Source organism: Enterobacter sp. 2VL, assembly GCF_005503595.1.
GTDB lineage: Bacteria > Pseudomonadota > Gammaproteobacteria > Enterobacterales > Enterobacteriaceae > Enterobacter > Enterobacter cancerogenus.
Window position 1 is genome coordinate 695,390 of the sequence record NZ_SCNE01000001.1, and the last position, 19,259, is coordinate 714,648.

Annotated in this window: 17 protein-coding genes and 2 tRNA genes; 7 read left to right on the forward strand and 12 right to left on the reverse strand. The window is 51.0% G+C overall.

Annotated elements, in window-relative coordinates:
- Positions 1–310 precede the first annotated feature (310 nt).
- On the forward strand, positions 311–2,989 hold the full coding sequence (adhE, locus tag FFS28_RS03265; RefSeq protein ID WP_137848753.1) for a bifunctional acetaldehyde-CoA/alcohol dehydrogenase: 2,679 nt from the start codon (positions 311–313) through the stop codon (positions 2,987–2,989).
- 71 nt (positions 2,990–3,060) lie between these two features.
- On the opposite strand, the gene tdk is transcribed toward adhE, so the two are convergent.
- A complete protein-coding gene (gene tdk, locus FFS28_RS03270; RefSeq protein WP_006175839.1) occupies positions 3,061–3,675 on the reverse strand; it encodes a thymidine kinase in 615 nt (204 codons plus the stop codon).
- 548 nt (positions 3,676–4,223) lie between these two features.
- Here tdk and hns point away from each other — a divergent pair.
- Positions 4,224–4,637, forward strand: coding sequence for a histone-like nucleoid-structuring protein H-NS (gene hns / locus FFS28_RS03275; RefSeq protein WP_006175843.1), 414 nt, complete (start codon positions 4,224–4,226; stop codon positions 4,635–4,637).
- A gap of 207 nt (positions 4,638–4,844) precedes the next feature.
- Here hns and galU read toward each other — a convergent pair whose 3' ends face one another.
- The 3 genes from galU to rssA form a co-directional block, all read right to left on the reverse strand.
- Positions 4,845–5,750 carry a UTP--glucose-1-phosphate uridylyltransferase GalU gene (gene galU, locus FFS28_RS03280; protein WP_137848754.1) on the reverse strand — a complete coding sequence of 302 codons (906 nt, stop codon included), beginning with the start codon at positions 5,748–5,750 and terminating at the stop codon, positions 4,845–4,847.
- 199 nt (positions 5,751–5,949) lie between these two features.
- Positions 5,950–6,963, reverse strand: a complete 1,014-nt coding sequence (gene rssB / locus FFS28_RS03285) for a two-component system response regulator RssB (protein ID WP_137848755.1) — start codon at positions 6,961–6,963, stop codon at positions 5,950–5,952.
- A 91-nt stretch (positions 6,964–7,054) separates the two neighbouring features.
- On the reverse strand, positions 7,055–7,957 hold the full coding sequence (gene rssA, locus FFS28_RS03290) for a patatin-like phospholipase RssA (protein ID WP_137848756.1): 903 nt from the start codon (positions 7,955–7,957) through the stop codon (positions 7,055–7,057).
- Positions 7,958–8,070: 113 nt separating this feature from the next.
- On the opposite strand from rssA, the gene FFS28_RS03295 reads away from it, so the two are divergent.
- The 4 genes from FFS28_RS03295 (at position 8,071) to FFS28_RS03310 (ending at position 9,779) form a co-directional block, all read left to right on the forward strand.
- Entirely contained in the window at positions 8,071–8,529 is a 459-nt protein-coding gene (locus FFS28_RS03295; protein WP_137848757.1) for a YchJ family protein, read from the forward strand.
- Positions 8,530–8,576: 47 nt separating this feature from the next.
- Complete coding sequence (gene purU, locus FFS28_RS03300) at positions 8,577–9,419, forward strand: formyltetrahydrofolate deformylase (RefSeq protein WP_006175852.1); 843 nt, start codon at positions 8,577–8,579, stop codon at positions 9,417–9,419.
- Between the two features lie 156 nt (positions 9,420–9,575).
- A tRNA-Tyr gene (locus tag FFS28_RS03305) sits at positions 9,576–9,660 on the forward strand.
- Between the two features lie 34 nt (positions 9,661–9,694).
- Positions 9,695–9,779, forward strand: a tRNA-Tyr gene (locus FFS28_RS03310).
- A gap of 66 nt (positions 9,780–9,845) precedes the next feature.
- On the opposite strand, the gene FFS28_RS03315 is transcribed toward FFS28_RS03310, so the two are convergent.
- Positions 9,846–10,289: an Lrp/AsnC family transcriptional regulator gene (locus tag FFS28_RS03315; protein ID WP_058610256.1), complete on the reverse strand. Its 444-nt coding sequence runs from the start codon at positions 10,287–10,289 to the stop codon at positions 9,846–9,848.
- Positions 10,290–10,395: 106 nt separating this feature from the next.
- Between FFS28_RS03315 and FFS28_RS03320 the strand changes: the two genes are divergently transcribed.
- Entirely contained in the window at positions 10,396–11,292 is an 897-nt protein-coding gene (locus FFS28_RS03320; protein ID WP_137848758.1) for a DMT family transporter, read from the forward strand.
- A 17-nt stretch (positions 11,293–11,309) separates the two neighbouring features.
- On the opposite strand, the gene FFS28_RS03325 is transcribed toward FFS28_RS03320, so the two are convergent.
- From FFS28_RS03325 to FFS28_RS03360, 7 genes are all read right to left on the reverse strand, one after another.
- On the reverse strand, positions 11,310–12,500 hold the full coding sequence (locus FFS28_RS03325) for a glycosyltransferase (protein WP_171007379.1): 1,191 nt from the start codon (positions 12,498–12,500) through the stop codon (positions 11,310–11,312).
- A 565-nt stretch (positions 12,501–13,065) separates the two neighbouring features.
- Entirely contained in the window at positions 13,066–14,190 is a 1,125-nt protein-coding gene (locus tag FFS28_RS03335) for a glycosyltransferase (RefSeq protein WP_137848761.1), read from the reverse strand.
- On the reverse strand, positions 14,184–15,143 hold the full coding sequence (locus FFS28_RS03340) for an NAD-dependent epimerase/dehydratase family protein (protein ID WP_171007380.1): 960 nt from the start codon (positions 15,141–15,143) through the stop codon (positions 14,184–14,186). The genes FFS28_RS03335 and FFS28_RS03340 overlap by 7 nt, the downstream gene beginning before the upstream one ends.
- Positions 15,144–15,148: 5 nt before the next feature.
- Positions 15,149–16,261, reverse strand: a complete 1,113-nt coding sequence (locus tag FFS28_RS03345; RefSeq protein WP_137848763.1) for a fatty acid desaturase family protein — start codon at positions 16,259–16,261, stop codon at positions 15,149–15,151.
- Complete coding sequence (locus FFS28_RS03350; protein WP_137848764.1) at positions 16,248–17,375, reverse strand: sterol desaturase family protein; 1,128 nt, start codon at positions 17,373–17,375, stop codon at positions 16,248–16,250. The genes FFS28_RS03345 and FFS28_RS03350 overlap by 14 nt, the downstream gene beginning before the upstream one ends.
- Positions 17,368–17,985 carry a phosphatase PAP2 family protein gene (locus tag FFS28_RS03355; protein ID WP_137848765.1) on the reverse strand — a complete coding sequence of 206 codons (618 nt, stop codon included), beginning with the start codon at positions 17,983–17,985 and terminating at the stop codon, positions 17,368–17,370. The genes FFS28_RS03350 and FFS28_RS03355 overlap by 8 nt, the downstream gene beginning before the upstream one ends.
- Positions 17,982–19,256: a F390 synthetase-related protein gene (locus FFS28_RS03360; RefSeq protein ID WP_474210461.1), complete on the reverse strand. Its 1,275-nt coding sequence runs from the start codon at positions 19,254–19,256 to the stop codon at positions 17,982–17,984. Before FFS28_RS03360 ends, FFS28_RS03355 begins: the two co-directional genes overlap by 4 nt.
- Positions 19,257–19,259 lie beyond the last annotated feature (3 nt).

A 19,259-nucleotide genomic window follows, 5' to 3' on the forward strand; every position in this document is an offset into this window, starting at 1 on the left:
CTTAATTATTTAACAGTAGAATAATGTCTACAAAATAACCCTGCTGAAAGGTATCAGCTTATGGAAAAATTGACGCAGATCATAATTTTCATACTCAGAAGTGAGTAATCTTGGTTACGCCCCCAGGGATATCACCTATCAAAAAGGGATGATGCTAAGGTAAGGCTCTTTTAGTAAATTAGTGCGTTCAGGCGGTCAGTAACCCTTTGTTTTATTGTGTGTTACGCAAGCATGTACGGCTCTGACTATACTGTGTGACGTATCGAGCGCTGGTTTACTAAAAGAGTTTAAACATTATCAGGAGAGCATTATGGCTGTTACCAATATCGCTGAACTGAACGCCCTCGTCGAGCGCGTGAAAAAAGCCCAGCGTGAATATGCCAATTTCACCCAAGAACAGGTTGATAAAATCTTCCGCGCGGCCGCTCTGGCTGCTGCAGATGCTCGAATCCCTCTCGCTAAAATGGCCGTTGCCGAATCCGGCATGGGTATCGTTGAAGATAAAGTGATCAAAAACCACTTTGCTTCTGAGTATATCTACAACGCCTATAAAGATGAGAAAACCTGCGGCGTGCTGTCTGAAGACGACACCTTCGGTACCATCACCATCGCAGAACCTATCGGCATCATTTGCGGTATCGTTCCAACCACCAACCCAACGTCCACCGCAATCTTCAAATCCCTTATCAGCCTGAAGACCCGTAACGCAATCATCTTCTCCCCGCACCCACGTGCGAAAGATGCCACCAACAAAGCAGCTGACATCGTCCTGCAGGCTGCAATCGCGGCGGGTGCGCCAAAAGATCTTATTGGCTGGATTGACCAACCTTCCGTTGAACTGTCCAACGCGCTGATGCATCACCCGGACATTAACCTGATTCTGGCGACCGGTGGTCCTGGCATGGTTAAAGCGGCATACAGCTCCGGTAAACCAGCCATCGGCGTTGGCGCAGGCAACACCCCTGTTGTTATCGATGAAACCGCAGATATCAAACGTGCTGTGGCTTCCGTACTGATGTCCAAAACCTTCGATAACGGCGTTATCTGTGCATCTGAGCAGTCTGTTGTTGTGGTGGATTCCGTATATGATGCCGTTCGTGAACGTTTCGCCAGCCATGGCGGCTACATGCTGCAGGGCCAGGAACTGAAAGCGGTTCAGAACATCATCCTGAAAAATGGCGCGCTGAACGCCGCTATCGTAGGTCAGCCAGCTTACAAAATCGCTGAACTCGCAGGCTTTACCGTGCCGGCAAGCACCAAGATCCTGATCGGTGAAGTCACTGTTGTTGACGAAAGCGAACCGTTTGCACACGAAAAACTGTCTCCTACGCTTGCAATGTACCGCGCGAAAGATTTCGAAGACGCGGTAGAAAAAGCGGAAAAACTGGTCGCGATGGGCGGTATCGGTCACACCTCTTGCCTGTACACCGACCAGGATAACCAGCCAGAACGTGTTGCCCACTTCGGTCAGATGATGAAAACCGCCCGTATTCTGATCAACACCCCTGCTTCTCAGGGTGGTATCGGCGACCTGTATAACTTCAAACTCGCACCTTCCCTGACTCTGGGTTGTGGTTCCTGGGGTGGTAACTCCATCTCTGAAAACGTTGGTCCAAAACACCTGATCAACAAGAAAACCGTTGCTAAGCGAGCTGAAAACATGTTGTGGCACAAACTTCCGAAATCTATCTACTTCCGCCGCGGCTCACTGCCAATCGCGCTGGATGAAGTGATTACTGATGGCCACAAACGTGCGCTCATCGTGACTGACCGTTTCCTGTTCAACAACGGCTATGCAGACCAGATTACCTCTGTTCTGAAAGCGTCTGGTGTAGAAACTGAAGTCTTCTTTGAAGTTGAAGCTGATCCAACGCTGAGCGTGGTTCGCAAAGGTGCCGAGCTGGCAAACTCCTTCAAACCAGATGTGATTATCGCACTGGGCGGTGGTTCCCCAATGGATGCCGCGAAAATCATGTGGGTGATGTACGAACATCCTGAAACTCACTTTGAAGAACTGGCGCTGCGCTTTATGGACATCCGTAAACGTATCTACAAGTTCCCGAAAATGGGCGTAAAAGCGAAAATGATCGCGGTTACCACCACTTCCGGTACCGGTTCAGAAGTGACGCCGTTTGCTGTTGTAACTGACGATGCAACCGGTCAGAAATACCCGCTGGCTGACTACGCGCTGACGCCGGACATGGCTATCGTTGATGCCAACCTGGTCATGGATATGCCGAAGTCACTGTGCGCGTTCGGTGGTCTTGATGCGGTCACTCACGCCCTGGAAGCTTACGTTTCCGTACTGGCATCTGAGTTCTCCGACGGTCAGGCTCTGCAGGCGCTGAAGCTGCTTAAAGAAAACCTGCCAGCATCTTACAACGAAGGGTCTAAAAACCCGGTAGCGCGTGAGCGTGTACACAGTGCTGCGACCATCGCGGGCATCGCGTTTGCGAACGCCTTCCTGGGCGTGTGTCACTCAATGGCGCACAAACTGGGCTCCCAGTTCCACATTCCTCACGGTCTGGCGAACGCCCTGTTGATCAGCAACGTTATCCGCTATAACGCCAACGACAACCCAACCAAGCAGACTGCTTTCAGCCAGTACGACCGTCCGCAAGCGCGTCGTCGTTATGCTGAAATCGCTGACCACCTGGGTCTGTCCGCACCGGGCGATCGCACTGCGGCGAAGATTGAGAAACTGCTGGCATGGCTGGACAGCATCAAAGCTGAGCTGGGTATTCCTAAATCTATCCGCGAAGCAGGCGTTCAGGAAGCTGACTTCCTCGCTCACGTAGATAAGCTGTCTGAAGATGCCTTCGATGACCAGTGTACCGGTGCTAACCCACGCTACCCACTGATTGCCGAGCTGAAACAGATCCTGCTGGATACCTTCTACGGACGTGAGTACAAAGAAGGTGAAGCTGATACTGCACAAGTTGCAGCGCCGGTGGTAAAAGCTGACAAAAAAGCGAAGAAACACGCCTGATTGACAGCCTAAGAAAAAACCCGCCATTGGCGGGTTTTTTTATGTCTGATGGTTTTGAACACTAAGCAAGGCTATTTGCGGTTTTCATCCTGGAGCACGGCCAGAGACCCCAGGGCAAGCGCTTCTTTATAATGTTTACGGCACACGGAGACATAGCGCTCATTGCCCCCTATCACCACCTGTTCGCCGTCTGCGAAAGGTTTTCCGGACTGATCGAGACGAAGCACCATGCTGGCTTTACGGCCACAGAAACAAATTGTTTTCAGTTCGACAAGCTTATCTGACCAGGCGAGTAAATATTGGCTGCCGGCAAAGAGCTCGCCCCGAAAATCAGTACGCAGTCCGTAGCAAAGGACCGGGATATCCAGATTGTCTACAACCTCAGATAACGCATGAACCTGTTCGCGGGTGAGAAACTGACTTTCGTCCACCAGCACGCAGTGTATGGGCTTTTTAGCGTGTTCTGAGCGAATATCTTCCAGCAGGTCCGTCTCGGGGTTGTAGAGCCTGGCAGGCGACGAGAGGCCGATTCTCGAGCTGACCTTACCGGCACCAAATCTGTCGTCGATCTCGGCAGTATAAACAACGGTTCGCATGCCCCGTTCCTGATAATTGTAAGAGGACTGCAGTAACGCTGTGGATTTCCCTGCATTCATTGCCGAATAGTAGAAATAAAGCTGTGCCATTGGCCGTTAAACCCTAATCAATGTGTAATATTCCCGATGAGTCATTGTACCATATTTTGCCTTATCATCAGCGATACACCTCGCTGACCCGGGAGCCAGAAGGAAGGCCAGGCACGGTCTCGTTGCAAAAATAATACGTTAAAACAGAGAGTAAACACGTTTAACCCCCTCATTATGAGAGGCCCCTGAGCAGGCATAACACTTCTTTTTATACTGGAATGAACGGACATTAACATTCACTAATTATTAACTATTTTTGCCTTATCCTCTCTATTGCAAAGTAATACAAAAGGCTGATATTTATCCGCCGCAACTATAATTCCTGAGGGAAATGTCACAAAAAAAGACGCAACGGGCCGTTTTTGCCGCCTGGGTGTGATAACGCGTCAGCCAGATACGCTGTGGAATTTAAGTTAGCGCTATTAATAATAGCGGCAAGTATTTAGTATTTTTTGAATTCCTTACATTCCCACCTATTGCACAACTCAATTTATCGCTCTATTATTAGGACAACAAACCACCCCCATTATAAGTTTGAGATTACTACAATGAGCGAAGCACTTAAAATTCTGAACAACATCCGTACTCTTCGTGCGCAGGCAAGAGAATGCACCCTTGAAACGCTTGAAGAAATGCTGGAAAAATTAGAAGTTGTAGTTAACGAACGTCGTGAAGAAGAAAGCGTAGCTGCTGCTGAAATCGAAGAACGCACGCGTAAACTGCAGCAATACCGTGAAATGCTGATTGCTGATGGTATCGATCCAAATGAATTGCTGAACAGCATGGCTGCAGCAAAAACTGGTACCAAAGCTAAACGCGCTGCGCGTCCTGCTAAATACAGCTACATTGATGAAAACGGCGAATCTAAAACCTGGACCGGCCAGGGCCGTACTCCAGCTGTAATCAAGAAAGCGATGGACGAGCAGGGTAAACAACTGGATGACTTCCTGATCAAGGATTAATCTTGTTCCCTGTTTCAAAAATCCCGCTATATGCGGGATTTTTTATGCCTGTAATTCCCCACAAACATCCCCTTACAGACTGTCATATCGCGACAGAAGCTTATTTAAGCTATCTGACAAACCCTTTTCCCGGCAGGGTTGTTTTTGCGGTATAAAAAAACCGGTGGGCATTGCCTCACCGGTTTTGTTCGCATGAAATTCAGAATATTACTTAATACCCATGCTTTCTTTGAGCCAGCCTTTAAATTCTTCACCCAACGTATTATGACGAATGCCATATTCGACAAATGCCTGCATATAACCGAGCTTATTGCCGCAGTCATGGCTCTTGCCTTTCATGTGGTAGGCTTCAACCGTTTCTTTCTCGATCAGCATGTCGATGGCGTCAGTCAACTGGATCTCATCCCCCGCACCTGGAGGCGTTTTTGCCAGCAGCGGCCAAATCTCTGCGCTCAGGACATAACGGCCTACGACAGCGAGGTTTGAAGGCGCGCTATCCGCTTTAGGCTTCTCAACGACGCCTACCATAGGCACGCTTTCGCCCGGCTCAAGGTTAACGCCCTTGCAGTCAACAACGCCGTAGGCGGTAACGTCTTCAACAGGCTCAACCATAATCTGGCTGCTGCCGGTGTCGTCGAAGCGCTTAATCATCTCAGCCAGGTTGTCCTGGGAAAGATCGGATTCGTATTCATCCAGAATAACGTCAGGCAGGATAACGGCAACAGGTTCATTCCCCACAACAGGATGCGCGCACAGAACGGCATGACCCAGACCTTTAGCCAGACCCTGACGCACCTGCATAATAGTCACGTGCGGTGGACAAATAGACTGAACCTCGGCCAGCAGCTGACGCTTAACACGTTTTTCCAGCATCGCTTCGAGTTCAAAACTTGTATCGAAATGGTTTTCGATAGAGTTTTTTGAGGAATGCGTGACCAGCACAATTTCCGTAATTCCTGCAGCAATGCATTCATTGACGACATACTGGATTAATGGCTTATCAACCAAAGGCAGCATCTCTTTAGGGATTGCCTTTGTCGCTGGCAACATCCTGGTCCCCAATCCCGCTACCGGGATAACGGCCTTTCTCACTTTCGAATTTAGGGCAGCCATTGAAATTCTCCTGAACTGTTCAAGTTTTGAACTTTTATGCATTAATTAACGCGTTAAGTATATCAGCCACATCCTGAAGGGCGGGTCCGAAAAGCGCGCGTTGCCGATCAATTAGGATTAATACGTATGATTCTGGCAGTGATAGTAGCACCGCCTGCAAAACACAGGTAAAGCAATGTGTCGTTTAAAATCCAACTGCTTATTCCGTGGACAACATTAAACGCAGCCGTCCCCCGCTTCCCCAAATTTGGCACTGCCAGGAGGAGCAACGGTGGCTAATTTGATTAAGGTAAGCTGTTCCTAATGTGCCCAGCGGGACACCGTTGCTCACCTGTATATGATGCTCACCGGTATTCAACGTGGCATTTAACCCTGCGGATACCAGGATAAGATTGTTCAAGCCGCTGTGATAATATCCAACCAAAAGCGGGAACTGACCCGGTAAATTGGCCTGACGGAAAAGTTGATTCACTTGTTTAAGTAAACTGCCTAACTCCGGCAAACGTTGCCCCTGATGTGATAACTGTTCCTGAAGCAGCCCATTAAAAAGCGCACGAAGTAATAACGCGGCTAAAACACCATTATCCCCTGCGCGTGTAACATCCAGACAATAAAATGCGAGATCGGCATCAGAGAGAGGCGCAATATCCAGCACTAAACCCGGCTGATCGGCCGCAACGAGCTGACGATAATTGACGCGACAATGTGAAATGGATTGTTGCACCGGCGGCTGAAGCTCCTGAAGCAATTTTGCCGCGGCAAGCGGGTTGCTGACTAACGCATCCCAGTCCTGGAATAAACGCTCTTCCTCTTCCACGCGGGAATTGAACATATTGGGATAGAGGCAGGCCAGCACCGTTTCACGCAGCCGGTTCAGATCTTTTACGGGTTTCAGCAAGATATCCTGGACGCCGAGACGCAGCGCTTTAGCGATATCCGCCATGTTTTCGGTCGCTGAAATCACCAGAATGGGGGTTTGGTTGCCCTCATTGCGCAAATGCTCGACCAGCTTCAGGCCATTCATTCGGGGCATTTCGAGATCGCAGATCATCAGATCCGGTGTGGCAGATGCCATTTTCTCAATAGCATCAACGCCGTCTTGAGCGAGTGAAGTGGCTGCTCCTAGTGAAGATAACCAGGAATCCAGCAGCGAGCGGAAAACGGGCTCGTCTTCAACGATTAAAATGTGTTTTCCGGCCAATGGCTGCGTCATGGTTCCTCCCCTGGCTGACAATGACTAAATAGTGGCATGGTATCGACACTATCGCCTGTCAGATTTTGCTGAAGTGTGCTTAAAAAGGTTCTCAATGTGCTGTTCGCACAAAAGGTAACAGTTCATCTATTTTCTTTTCGACGGCTAACGAGCCTGCTGCAATAGCGGCGTCTGCCCGATGGAAATCGAGGGTCGAAATTTGTGGGCAATACGGTTGGATCAAAATATCCGGTGGATCACCGGCCATGCGGTTGCGTTTCAGGCGGTTCTCAAGCACCTGTATTGAGGTGGTCATGATCTCCATGGCAGTAGGTGCCGCAACCGAGCGACGCGCGGCGATACGCCCTATTTTGCCGCGTAAACGCGCATGCCAGGCGAGCTTCTCACCTTTCGCATCATCGCTGTGAAGATTAACAGGCATAAGGTCGTGCTGCATCAGGTGGGCGTCGTGTTGTAAATCCACGGCGATCACAATGTCGGCTCCCATTGCACGGGTCAGCGAGATGGGGACCGGGTTCACCACGCCGCCATCGACCAGCCAGTAGCCGTTATGCGGTACGGGTGCCATTAATCCCGGCATACTGCACGAGGCGCGCACGGCGAGGTGGAGGTCGCCTTCGGTCAGCCATAGCTCTCGCCCCGTGCTGAGGTTCGTCGCGACGGCACCAAAAGGCATCTTGCAGTGGCTAAAGTCGTTGAGTGGCATTATCTGGCGGAACTGATTAAATACGCGTTCGCCGCGCAGCAATCCGCCTCGTTGCCAGGAGAGGTCCATCAGGCGCAGTACATCCCAGTAGCTGAAGGAACGAACCCACCCTTCCAGCTCCGGCAACTTATCGCAGGCACAGGCCGCCCCAACCAGCGAACCAATTGAACATCCTGCAACAATATCGATGTCTATCCCCATCTTTTTTAACGCATTGATGACACCGATATGCGACCAGCCCCGGGCGGCACCTGAGCCCAACGCCAGTCCAATTTTTACCTTTCTCATTAGCCCTGTTTTACTTCCCCTGGATTCCCGACATAGCGTCAACGCAACTGCTCAGTTAACATGGTGCTACCCTAAGCGTTTTACGCCCTTAATTTTTTTCCAGGAAGAGAATCGTGTCTCAACTCTGCCCCTGCGGTAGCGCTCTGGAGTATAGCCTATGTTGCCAGCGATATCTTTCTGGCGAGCAGGTTGCACCAGACCCGTCACACCTAATGCGTTCGCGGTATACTGCTTTTGTGATCAAAGACGCAGACTATCTTATCAGGACCTGGCATCCGTCCTGTCATGCAGCTGAATTTCGCCAGGATATAGAAACGGGCTTTGCTCACACTCAGTGGCTCGGCCTGACCGTTAATGACGCCGCACCAGGCCGTGATGATAACGAAGGTTACGTCAGCTTTGTGGCGCGTTTTACAGAGCAAGGCAAACCCGGCGCGATTATCGAGCTTTCCCGGTTCTTAAAAGAAAGCGGGCAATGGTATTATATTGACGGAACACGCCCTCAATTCGGTCGTAACGATCCCTGCCCCTGCGGTTCAGGTAAAAAATTTAAAAAGTGTTGCGGGCAGTAACGCCTGACAACCGAGACTTCGCAAATACACAAACAGGATTTCCGGCGATGCAATCACTCCAACGTAAAGTTCTGCGCACCATTTGTCCCGACCAGAAAGGGCTAATCGCACGAATTACCAACATTTGCTACAAGCATGAACTGAATATCGTGCAGAACAACGAGTTCGTCGATCACCGTACGGGCCGCTTCTTTATGCGCACTGAGCTTGAAGGTATTTTCAACGATACGACCCTGCTGGCCGATCTTGATAGCGCCCTGCCCGACGGTTCTGTGCGTGAGTTAACGCCTGCGGGTCGCCGCCGCATCGTTATTCTGGTCACTAAAGAGGCCCACTGCCTGGGCGATTTACTGATGAAAGCCAACTATGGCGGACTGGACGTTGAGATCGCCGCCGTCATTGGCAACCACGACACGCTGCGTACGCTGGTTGAGCGTTTTGATATTCCGTTTGAGCTGGTCAGCCATGAAGGTCACACCCGCGAGGAGCACGATAATCTGATGGCACAGGCCATTGAAGCGCATAACCCGGATTACGTGGTGCTGGCTAAATACATGCGCGTACTGACACCATCCTTCGTGTCGCGCTTCCCGAACAAGATCATCAATATTCACCACTCGTTCCTGCCAGCCTTCATCGGCGCACGTCCGTATCATCAGGCGTATGAACGTGGCGTGAAGATCATCGGTGCGACCGCGCACTATGTGAACGATAACCTGGATGAAGGCCCAATCATCATGCAGGACGTCATCCATGTGGATCACACCTACACGGCAGAAGATATGATGCGTGCCGGACGCGACGTAGAGAAAAACGTTTTAAGCCGTGCGCTGTATCAGGTGCTGGCGCAGCGCGTGTTTGTCTACGGTAACAGAACGATTATTCTTTAATCCTTCGGAAAATGAATTGATTAGCTTTGCACCTTTACGGATAAAAAGCAGCCAAACAGCGTCATTTACCTAAAGGAATGCTTTACAGGGGCGTCTCATTTGATATGATGCGCCCCGCTTCCAACAGGAAGCAGGCCAGTAATAGCATTACCCCGTGGTGGGGTTCCCGAGCGGCCAAAGGGAGCAGACTGTAAATCTGCCGTCATCGACTTCGAAGGTTCGAATCCTTCCCCCACCACCATCTTCACGTTGTACCTCAAAACAGTATTACCCCTGGTGGGGTTCCCGAGCGGCCAAAGGGAGCAGACTGTAAATCTGCCGTCATCGACTTCGAAGGTTCGAATCCTTCCCCCACCACCATCACCTTAAAGCCAATCCAGCCTTTGTAGGCCGGGTAAGGCGCAGCCGCCACCCGGCGACAGAAACCTACATCGGCGGCAATCTTCGCGTCACCGGCGAACTCTTTACAATCGACGTGTTGCACTGGGCATGTTCTGCCAGACCGTCCAGCAGCGTATCCAGCTGCCCGATAGAGCGCACCACCAGTCTGATCACAAAGCAATCCTCCCCCGTGACCTTATCGCTTTCAATGCACTCAGGCATGGCCTGAATATACTTATCGACCTTGTGCAGCAACCCTGGCAGCGGCCGCACGCGCACCAGCGCCTGCAAGGTATACCCTAACGCCGCGAGATCCACGCGCGCACCATAACCCTGAATCACGCCACGCTCTTCCAGCCGCTTCAGTCGCTCGGCCGTGCTGGGCGATGTCAGACCAACCCGACTGCTGAGCACCTTCAACGACATGCGGGCATCTTCAACAAGACAAGCCAGTATTTGCCGATCGATTTCATCAAGAAGGCTTTCCATCATTTTCACCTTATTTAAAAAAGCATTTAACCTGATTCGCCTTATTTCCTCTCTGTAAAACATATCAGACTTTTTCGACAATAGAGCCTCATTCAGGAGGTGTGCGATGCAAGATATTCATAAAGGCGTCTGGCAGATGGGTCTGGCGATGCTCATTTCAGGCTCCATCGGGGCGTTTGTGCTGCTTTCAGGCCTGCCGGTGACGGATGTCGTTTTCTGGCGCTGCGCAATCGGCGCCGTTACGCTCTTTACTTTTATTCGGTTCAGCAAAAAGCCGTTCAGCGCGCTTTCCCGGGCCTCGCTGGCGCTGGCGGTGATCGGCGGGGTTGCCCTGGTGGTGAACTGGTTACTGCTTTTCGCGGCCTATACGCGCATCTCAATCGGCCTGTCGACCGTGGTGTATAACACTCAGCCGTTCATGCTGGTAATGATGGGGATGCTTTTAGGAGAACGCGTCAGCCTGGTGAAATGGGGCTGGCTGCTTCTTGCCTTTGCGGGCGTGGTCATTTTGCTCTCCAGCGAACTAGACGGCGAACATGGAGAAGGCTGGCTTGCAGGAATCGGTCTGGCAATGGGGGCCGCTTTCTTCTACGCACTCACAGCCATAATCGCCCGCAGACTTAAATCAGTTGCGCCCCAGCATATCGCCTTTATTCAGGTAGTGACTGGCGTGATCATGCTTTTACCTTTCGTCAACCAGCCGGCATTTTCAGCTGATTTTCCATGGCCGATGTTACTGACGTTAGGTGTTGTCCACACCGGAATCATGTATCAGTTGCTGTATAGCGCGATCCAGAAGCTCCCGACGCCCATTACCGGTTCTCTGTCTTTTATCTATCCAGTGGTGGCCATAATTGTCGATACCGTGGTGTTCGGACACTCGCTGAACATTACGCAACTGGCGGGTGGTGCATTGATACTGTTTGCGGCGGCAGGTAATAATCTGGGATGGGGCGAGAAAAAGCCCCGCGGGTGCGGGGTTGGGATAAAATCAGCAAATTAGCGTCACACGCGAACTGACTAATCCTTGCGGATTAATGTGAGGAGTTGTTCGCGTGCCTGTTCAAGTTGCCTGAGTCCTCCGCGCAGCCAGATACCTTTTCTGAAAAATTCGACCCTGGCAGCATGATCGAACTGATCATAGTCGACCGGGTAAACCAGGGCTGGGATGCCTTTCTGAATACAGTGCCACATAATCCCCGCCCCGCCATGGTGTATCACGACATCGTAACGAGACAAACATGAATCATAATCAACCCACGGCATACGCCAGAAATTCCCTGTCCGTTCACATTCCGTGCCTTCGATGCTGCCATCCGTGAAATGGAACTCCCAGTCTGGCATTGTTTTCGCCAGAGCTATTGCTGCTTTCGCTACGTCATCTTTATGCCAGTCCAGATGTGTGCCGAGCGTAATCAAGACATGACGCTTTCCATCAATGAAGATCGGTTTTTCTCCATCTGCGGGCGGTGTGTATAGCGCAGGCCCAATAAATACTACCGACTCAGGCCAGGTCCGCTCAAATTCCATCTTTTTTTCGCCCAAAGCGAGAATACGCAAAGGTGAATATGCGAATTCCCTGCCATCAGACCGATAAAGTCGGGTTATACCCGTCTGACGAATCGCACCGCGAAAAAGCCAAAAAACAAGGCTCTTGAACAACCTGACTTTTTTCCTGTGGATCAGGTGACTTATCCTTTCCCACATAGAGATGGCCGGCATCAGCCCACCACAATAAGCTGGTGGACCGTCCAGCGCTTCAAGCACGCACGGCGACGGCAAGCTACTCCACCAGAGAACGTTCATTCGGGTACATACTGGCCCCACGACGGGAAGCGTAAAGTCAGCGATGGCTAAATCCGGCACACCTTCTCGGTGCCACGCACTCTCCAGTTCATCAGCAAAACTTTTAAGCAGCCCCACGACTGAACGAAACTGACGATAAAGCCTCACAGGATGGGACTGTACAGCATATTTTGGATTGGCGATCGACACTAACGGTGTATCGAACTCACCGTCAAGAATGAGTCCTTGCAGACCGGACGCCGCAATCCGCGCACTGGCACCGCGAGTACTGATAATCCGGACCTGATAATGCGCTGAAAGCGCTCTTCCCATTGCCAGTACGGGATGCAAATGTCCGGAAAATGGCGGGGCCAGCAAATCAATTCGCGTGACATTGTCAGGAATCAAATCAAACAAACGTTGCATATCAGAATCTATTTCCGTATTTGATTTATAAATCGCTGACATAAACAGACCAGCTCCGGTCGTGAGAGATAGTCCATATGACCGCAGGGTATGAGCTCATCCACCTGGTGAAACCAAAGGCGAGAAATCCAGTCTTGCTGCCCCTGAACCAAAAGATGATGACAGTCAGGACGCCGGCGAGCCACGGGTCCGTACGCAAAAAGACTCACGCGAGACAGGACTGAGGACGGCAGGTGAAGATTATTAAAGAGTTCCAATCCACAACTTCCGGATAGTAATAGCGTGTGATCCGCCGATTCCAGCAACGCTATCGCAATATTTTGATGGCGCTCGCCAAATGCTGCTCTGCGAGAAGTGAGATAGTCTCGCGCGTTGCTGCAACTTGCCCGCAATAAACCAGTATCACACCATGACCGGGTTTGGGGTATCCACGGGAAATTTTCTGTGACAGGTATGATCCCCTCCGTCTGCAAAGACTGTAGGAACACACTCTGCACCGGGCTGAGCGCAAGATTGCCGGGACGACTTCTTCCCGTGATAAAAGCGATGTTAAGTTGCATACCAGTCACAATGAGCTGAAGCGGTCATTACTGAAAACGCGATAACGACGCGAACGCCAGTGAATATTTCGGTTGAGCAAGGCGTGGATCAAATGCACAGGCTGTAATAGTTCTGATAAAACCGACATCATCGGCCTTGCGGAAATAGTCTCTGACACTAAACGCTGTATACGGCGCAAGGCAACGTGGCGAACGAGCAGGACCACCGCCAGTAATACGCTATTTATCCCTCCATTGAATGCAAGCAACACCATCGTCCAAAGCAGTAACGGGTGTATACCCTGAAGAAGAACGATTGCCAGATTCGTACCGGCAGGCTTCTCACGCATTAACAATGTGGCAAACAAAAACCAGCGGTGCATCTGACGGAAATATCGTCTGAAGTCAGGCACGCTGGTTTGCACGCTCACCGGCGCGACAGACTGTACAATGTTCACCCCTTGCTGAGTAAGAAGCGTTGCCAGCGCGAGATCATCTGTTAGATGTCTAAGGATGGGCGAAAATCCCCCTATATTTTCCAGCACACGCAAAGGTAACAGATAGCACATGCCATTTAGCGTTAACGGTCTGACAAAAGGCAACAACGGCAGATACGTCAGCGCTGAGTTGTCATTAACAAATTGTGCCAGCAATCGTGACGGTAAGTTGTCGGTCGCCACATACCTGGGCAGCGCGGTGACAAGCGAATTATCATCGAGCGCGGCAAGCATCGTACCCAGCGATGACGCCGTCAGTACCGCATCGTCATCTAAAATCAGGACTGTCAGGGTCTTAACCAGCTCTCTACCCTGCTCAAGCTTATATAACTTTGGATTAATCCCTTCCGGCGCTTCAGGATATGCGCAGATACGAATGGTGCTCTGAGGGTAACGCGCCTGTAACCGCTGCGTTACCCTGGCGGCCTTAGCGTCGTCCACGTCAGTCAGCCAAAGAAAGGTTGCACCAGGCAAATTCCGTAGATTCGCGGCCAGCACCGTCTCCAGCGCAGGGTCACCGCTGAGTATGGGTTGCATGACCGTAATGTCGTTGAAAGTGCAGGAACTATCATCCCTTGGGGCTGTAAGCATTTTCAGCGTCATGCCGACTTTGAAAAGCAGAATGGCCAGCCATACCATTGCGATAATCAACACAGGCGCTCTTCCTTGATTTGTTGTAAAAACGTACGCAGGCTGGCGTCAAAATCCATTGATGGTGGACCAAAGTCATCCAGCATACGCGTAACATTCAGGGTATTAGTGTAGCCAAAGACGGCTACGCCAAAACGGGTAATCGGCGGTTCTCCCGGTAACGGTAGCCAGCGCCACAGCCCCTCGAGTATGCCAGCAAAACACAGTGCCGTTTCCAGGCGCACGGTTTTATGCGGTTGAGGCAAGCCAAGCTGTTGCAAAACTTCAGATAACAGTCGATGGGTTTCGACAGTTTGGCTGGCGGAGATGTTATAGCATGGACTGAGATGACTGCGTCTCACTGCGCGCATCAGGTAATCACATAGCACATTGACGTGCATAATGTCGGCATGCACTTTTACACCACGGCTAAGGATAGAGGGCAGCTTTCCTTTTTTAGCCGCAGCCAACAAAGGCGGTAATAGCAAGCGATCACCCTCACCAAATACGGCACAAGGGCGAAAAATGGTTTTCTCCCCCTGATACGTCTCAACAAGGCACTCAGCCTGACGTTTTGTGCGCCCATATATGCTGCTAAATTCGGGGCCAATAGCATCACATTCACGCAGTCCAGGCTGGTGCGCAAAACGGTAGTAAACCGCAGCGCTTGAAATAAATATGAGTCGTGGGAAGCCACGATGACGGCAAAAATCGATAACGTGCCGGGTCGTCTCAACATTATCCCGGTAATAATCATGCTCAGTACCCCAGGGCGATGTCCTTCCTGCCGCATGAATAACCACATCGGGTACTAAATCGAGCGTATCGAGTTGGTCTAACCCCATTGCGTAATACTCAACGGATGCGGGTAAATCGACATTTACACGGCGCCCGACGCCACACAGCGAAACGCCGTCAGCCTCGGCAAAACGCCGGATAAAAGCCCCGCCAATGAAACCCGATGCTCCGGTTACCATAATCTTCACGGCAACTCTCCCTGACGCTCAGGGCGTTCACCCATGCGCCTGAGAAAACGCTGCTGGAGAGACATTAATTCGGCGAAGGTGAGTCGACGATAATCCAGCCCTTCTCGCGCGGCGACATCCTCAATGATCCGACTCAACTGAGAATAATGGCGATGACTCCAGTGCGGGAAAAGATGGTGGGTCAGATGAAGATTGAGGCCACCCAGCCAGTAGCCAATGAAGGCGGGACGTGTCGACCAGTCAAAGGTCGTTGCAAAGGTATGGAAAAGCCTGCCTTGAGCCATTTTGCCCCCTTCGGGGGGGAGTTGAGCGCAGCCCTTTGCCCAGTGCGTCCCGATGATGAGCATGACGAATATTAGAGAAGAGATCATCTGACAGAGTATATAGGTCAGCAAAATTGAGCCTGTACTAAATCTGTCGGCCAACAACCACATGGGTAACACGAGGCTGAACGCTATGTGCAACGCTTTACCCGTTAAAAAGAGCGTCCAGCCGATAATACCCTGCTGCGCCAGATGAGGTGCCACCGGTGTATATCCTCCTCTGTCGATCCAGTCAATAAACCAGATATACCAAGGAAAGGTCAATGCGGCGACCAATGGCCAGTAGTAACGCTGCATCCGCATAAAAGGTCGCCAACGCTGCCAGGGCGTCTGACGGATAAAACCATTTTCTGCGGTGTCCGGATCGTAACATTCTATATTGGTGAATCCATGATGAAATCTGACATGGCGAACGCGCCAGCAATCGGGATCCAGGCCGAGGGGGATAGCGGCAATACGGTTTAACCATGCGTTAGCTTTTTTACTTTTTAGAAAGGCATTATGAGACGCATCATGCACGACGTTCACAGCAAGCAACATCGCGAAAACGATGGCGGCAAAATACCATGAAAAATAAAGGGACAGGACGCTCTGATGAAGCGCTAACACATAACTTGCAATAAAGGCGCCAGCCAGCATCACTGTTTTAACCAGCATTCGCCCATCGGCATAGCGATGATCGCCCCGTTCTGTTAAGAGCGTGCGTGTTTCGCTGTGAAGCGCTGTAACCAGCCGGGGTGAATCGGCAGGAAAGGTCAACCGCCTTTCAGGATTAAACGGGTTCACTTATCCCCCTTTTTATCCTGCGCCCAAGGCCATAGGTGAGTAAAATACCGTGCACGGCCAGTGCCGCCATAACAGCAACCCAATACGCGTGATTCCAGCCCCACAAGCCTAAGAAAAGGAGCGGTAAAGACAGTGTGACCAGACACCACACCATCACTCCCCAGCGCTGACCCTCGCTGATCCCTCCCAATGCGACAGAGCCGGCTGCCAACAAGATAAATAGCATGGACTGCGCAGCGTCCACGTTATCTATGCTATATCCGTAGCGCTGGATGTAGCACAAAACGACCGCAAACAACAAAATAGCCCCGACACCTGTCATGAATATCGGGCAGTCAGACTGGCGAGGTCGGAGACGAACCGTTTTTAAAATACCTGCCATTTGCAAAAAAGGAAGATTACTTTCCTGCATAGGGTTTAACGAGGGCTTTCTGCCTTTTACCCCATAGGTCGACTTCTCCTGCGAGGGCGTCTCGCAGAACGTGCCGAATAATTTATCCCAGAAAATAAAAGTGCCACCGTAGTTGGTGTCGGCATAGCGCTTGTTATTAAGATGATGAACGCGGTGATGCGTCGGGGTAACAAATACCTTTTCAAGCCACCCCAGCTTTGGCGTTAACGCGTTATGGTTAAAAAACTGAATGCTGTAATGCACGATGGAAACCGTCAGAAAGACACTCAGCGGTACGCCAGCCAGGGCTAAAACCCAAAAGAAAGGGATAGACGTTAATGATGAGTACCATGAATTTCGCATCCCCAGCGACAGGTTATAGTTCTCCCCCTGATGATGAACAACGTGAACAGCCCACAGTAGCCGAAACTGGTGATGGAGACGATGAAGCCAATAGAAACCGAAGTCCCATATTAACAATGTGAAGAGCCATAATCCGACTACAGACCAATCCTCCAAAAGATTCAGGCTATAGTGTTTCAGCACAAATCCGTAGCAAAGCACCTCCAGGCACCGGAAAGACCACAGTATAATGTGCCCGGAATTGAGGTTGAAAATGATATCGAGCCAATCAACATTTTGCCGCCGGGTGAACTGAAGAACACAAGCTTCTGCACAAACGAAAAACAACATGAAAAGAATGGGAAACAGGAGTTCACTCACAGGATATTCCTTTATATTTTTGTCTGCGCACGTCCAGTTGCCCTGCCAGCCACACACTGGCCCCGGCCAGCAAAACGCCAGCAATTAAATCAATGAACAGATGCCTTCTCAGTTGAAGGATCGAAAAGGCAATAGCACACGCCCAAATGACGCTTGCAACCGCCATCCAGCGTAAACGCGCTGCCGCTATCGCCCAGACGGCGAGCGCCGTCAGCGCAGCGTGCAAAGAAGGAAAACAATTTTGGCTGGAATCGACATAGACCAGCCATTCTAATACTTTTGAAGAAATCCCCTCTCCTGCCAGCGTGGGATACACCATGGTGGTCGGCCATAACAGATATATGACGCCCGCCCCCAGCGCCGAAAATTGCATGGACCGGGCAAGCCACCGCACTCGGTCATACGGGGTTAATAAATATCCCAACGGGACAATCAAGAAAAAGGACAAGTAGAGCCACACCGCATCAGGCGAAAAGGGAATTAACGCGTCAACCCGTAATGGCGTTAAACGATAACCTTCACCCTGTAACCTGTCGCAAAGCGAATAAACGACCCCGACTGCTCCCCACCCCAACAGCATCTGCCAGAGGCGTTGCAGAAACTCACTCATCCTTTTCCCCATTCGCGAACAATGCGTCGCCGTTTTGCGTCAAAGTTCGGTGATACGTTTCGGGACAGTAGCACCCAGACCAGCCGGGAAGTATCTATGCCCTGTAATGTAAACAGATCATTCAGCGCGTCGCGGCAGTGATGAAGTATTTCTGCGTCGCAATCCGCTGTAAGACACAGTTTCTCTGCTTCTGTTTGTACCAGGCGATAGTCTGCGGTAAGGGGGAGTGTGACGGCCAGCACGCGACTGCAGGGGTCGGCAAAAATAACCTGAGGTTTGCCCGTGCAATCAGGGAGAAGAAGCTGATCGTCCTGTCGCCCCTCAATACGCTCAATCGCGCGCGTCGCACTCCCGCAGGGGCATCGCGTATCGCGGGCAACCAGTATGTCATCAAGGCGATAACGGACGATGGGCTGCGTGCTGCGGGTGAAATCAGTGATAACAGGAGTAAAACGCCGCTCATCCAGCCATTGGGGCTCAACGTGAATAAATTCCTCGTTCAGATGTAACGTACCAAAGGAACAGGTTGAGGCTAAAAACCCCTCTGTTGCCTGATAGATTTCGCCCACGCTACCAAAAACCTGGTGGATAAGTGCCCTGTCCTGTTCCTCCAGAACTTCGGCGACAGAAATCACCTTTTTGACATTCAACTGCAGTTTTCCTTCCATTACCGCCAGCGCCAGCGCACGTAATACCTGTGAGGGGGCAACAATGATCGTTGGAGAAAATTGTTCTGCGTGGAGTAATTGCTGCGGAAACGGTGCCAGTAAATCGTAAAACTCCAGGCATAACCAGCGGCTGTTTACACTCTGGTAAAGGTTATTGTTTGCCCGCAGAAACAGTGCAACCCGTTCTCGAGCAAAAAGACCGTCCGGTAGGGCCCTGGCAAGCATACCCGCAGCCCAAATTTGCTGCTCCTTCGGACTGACAACAAATAACCCACGTCTGCCGGAAGTGCCAGATGACAGGCCAACGCTAAATCGGCCTATTTTCGAACTGAAGTCCCGGCTCTGCTCACTTTCAAGCGCGCAAGCCATAAGCTCGTCACGCTTAAGACCTTCAGTATTCATTTCATCGAAATGCGTCATCATCAGCGCCTTGTTCATCAGCGGCCACTGTTCGAATGGCACCGCGAGAAAGCGCTGAAACCATGGGCTTTTCGATAACACGTTCCGCCTGAAGCGATACAGTTTTTTTTCCTGCCATTTCTCCAGTTTTTCACGTTCGGTAAAACGCCGTCTGCGGGTGCAGAAATAGCGCCACATCAGCATAAG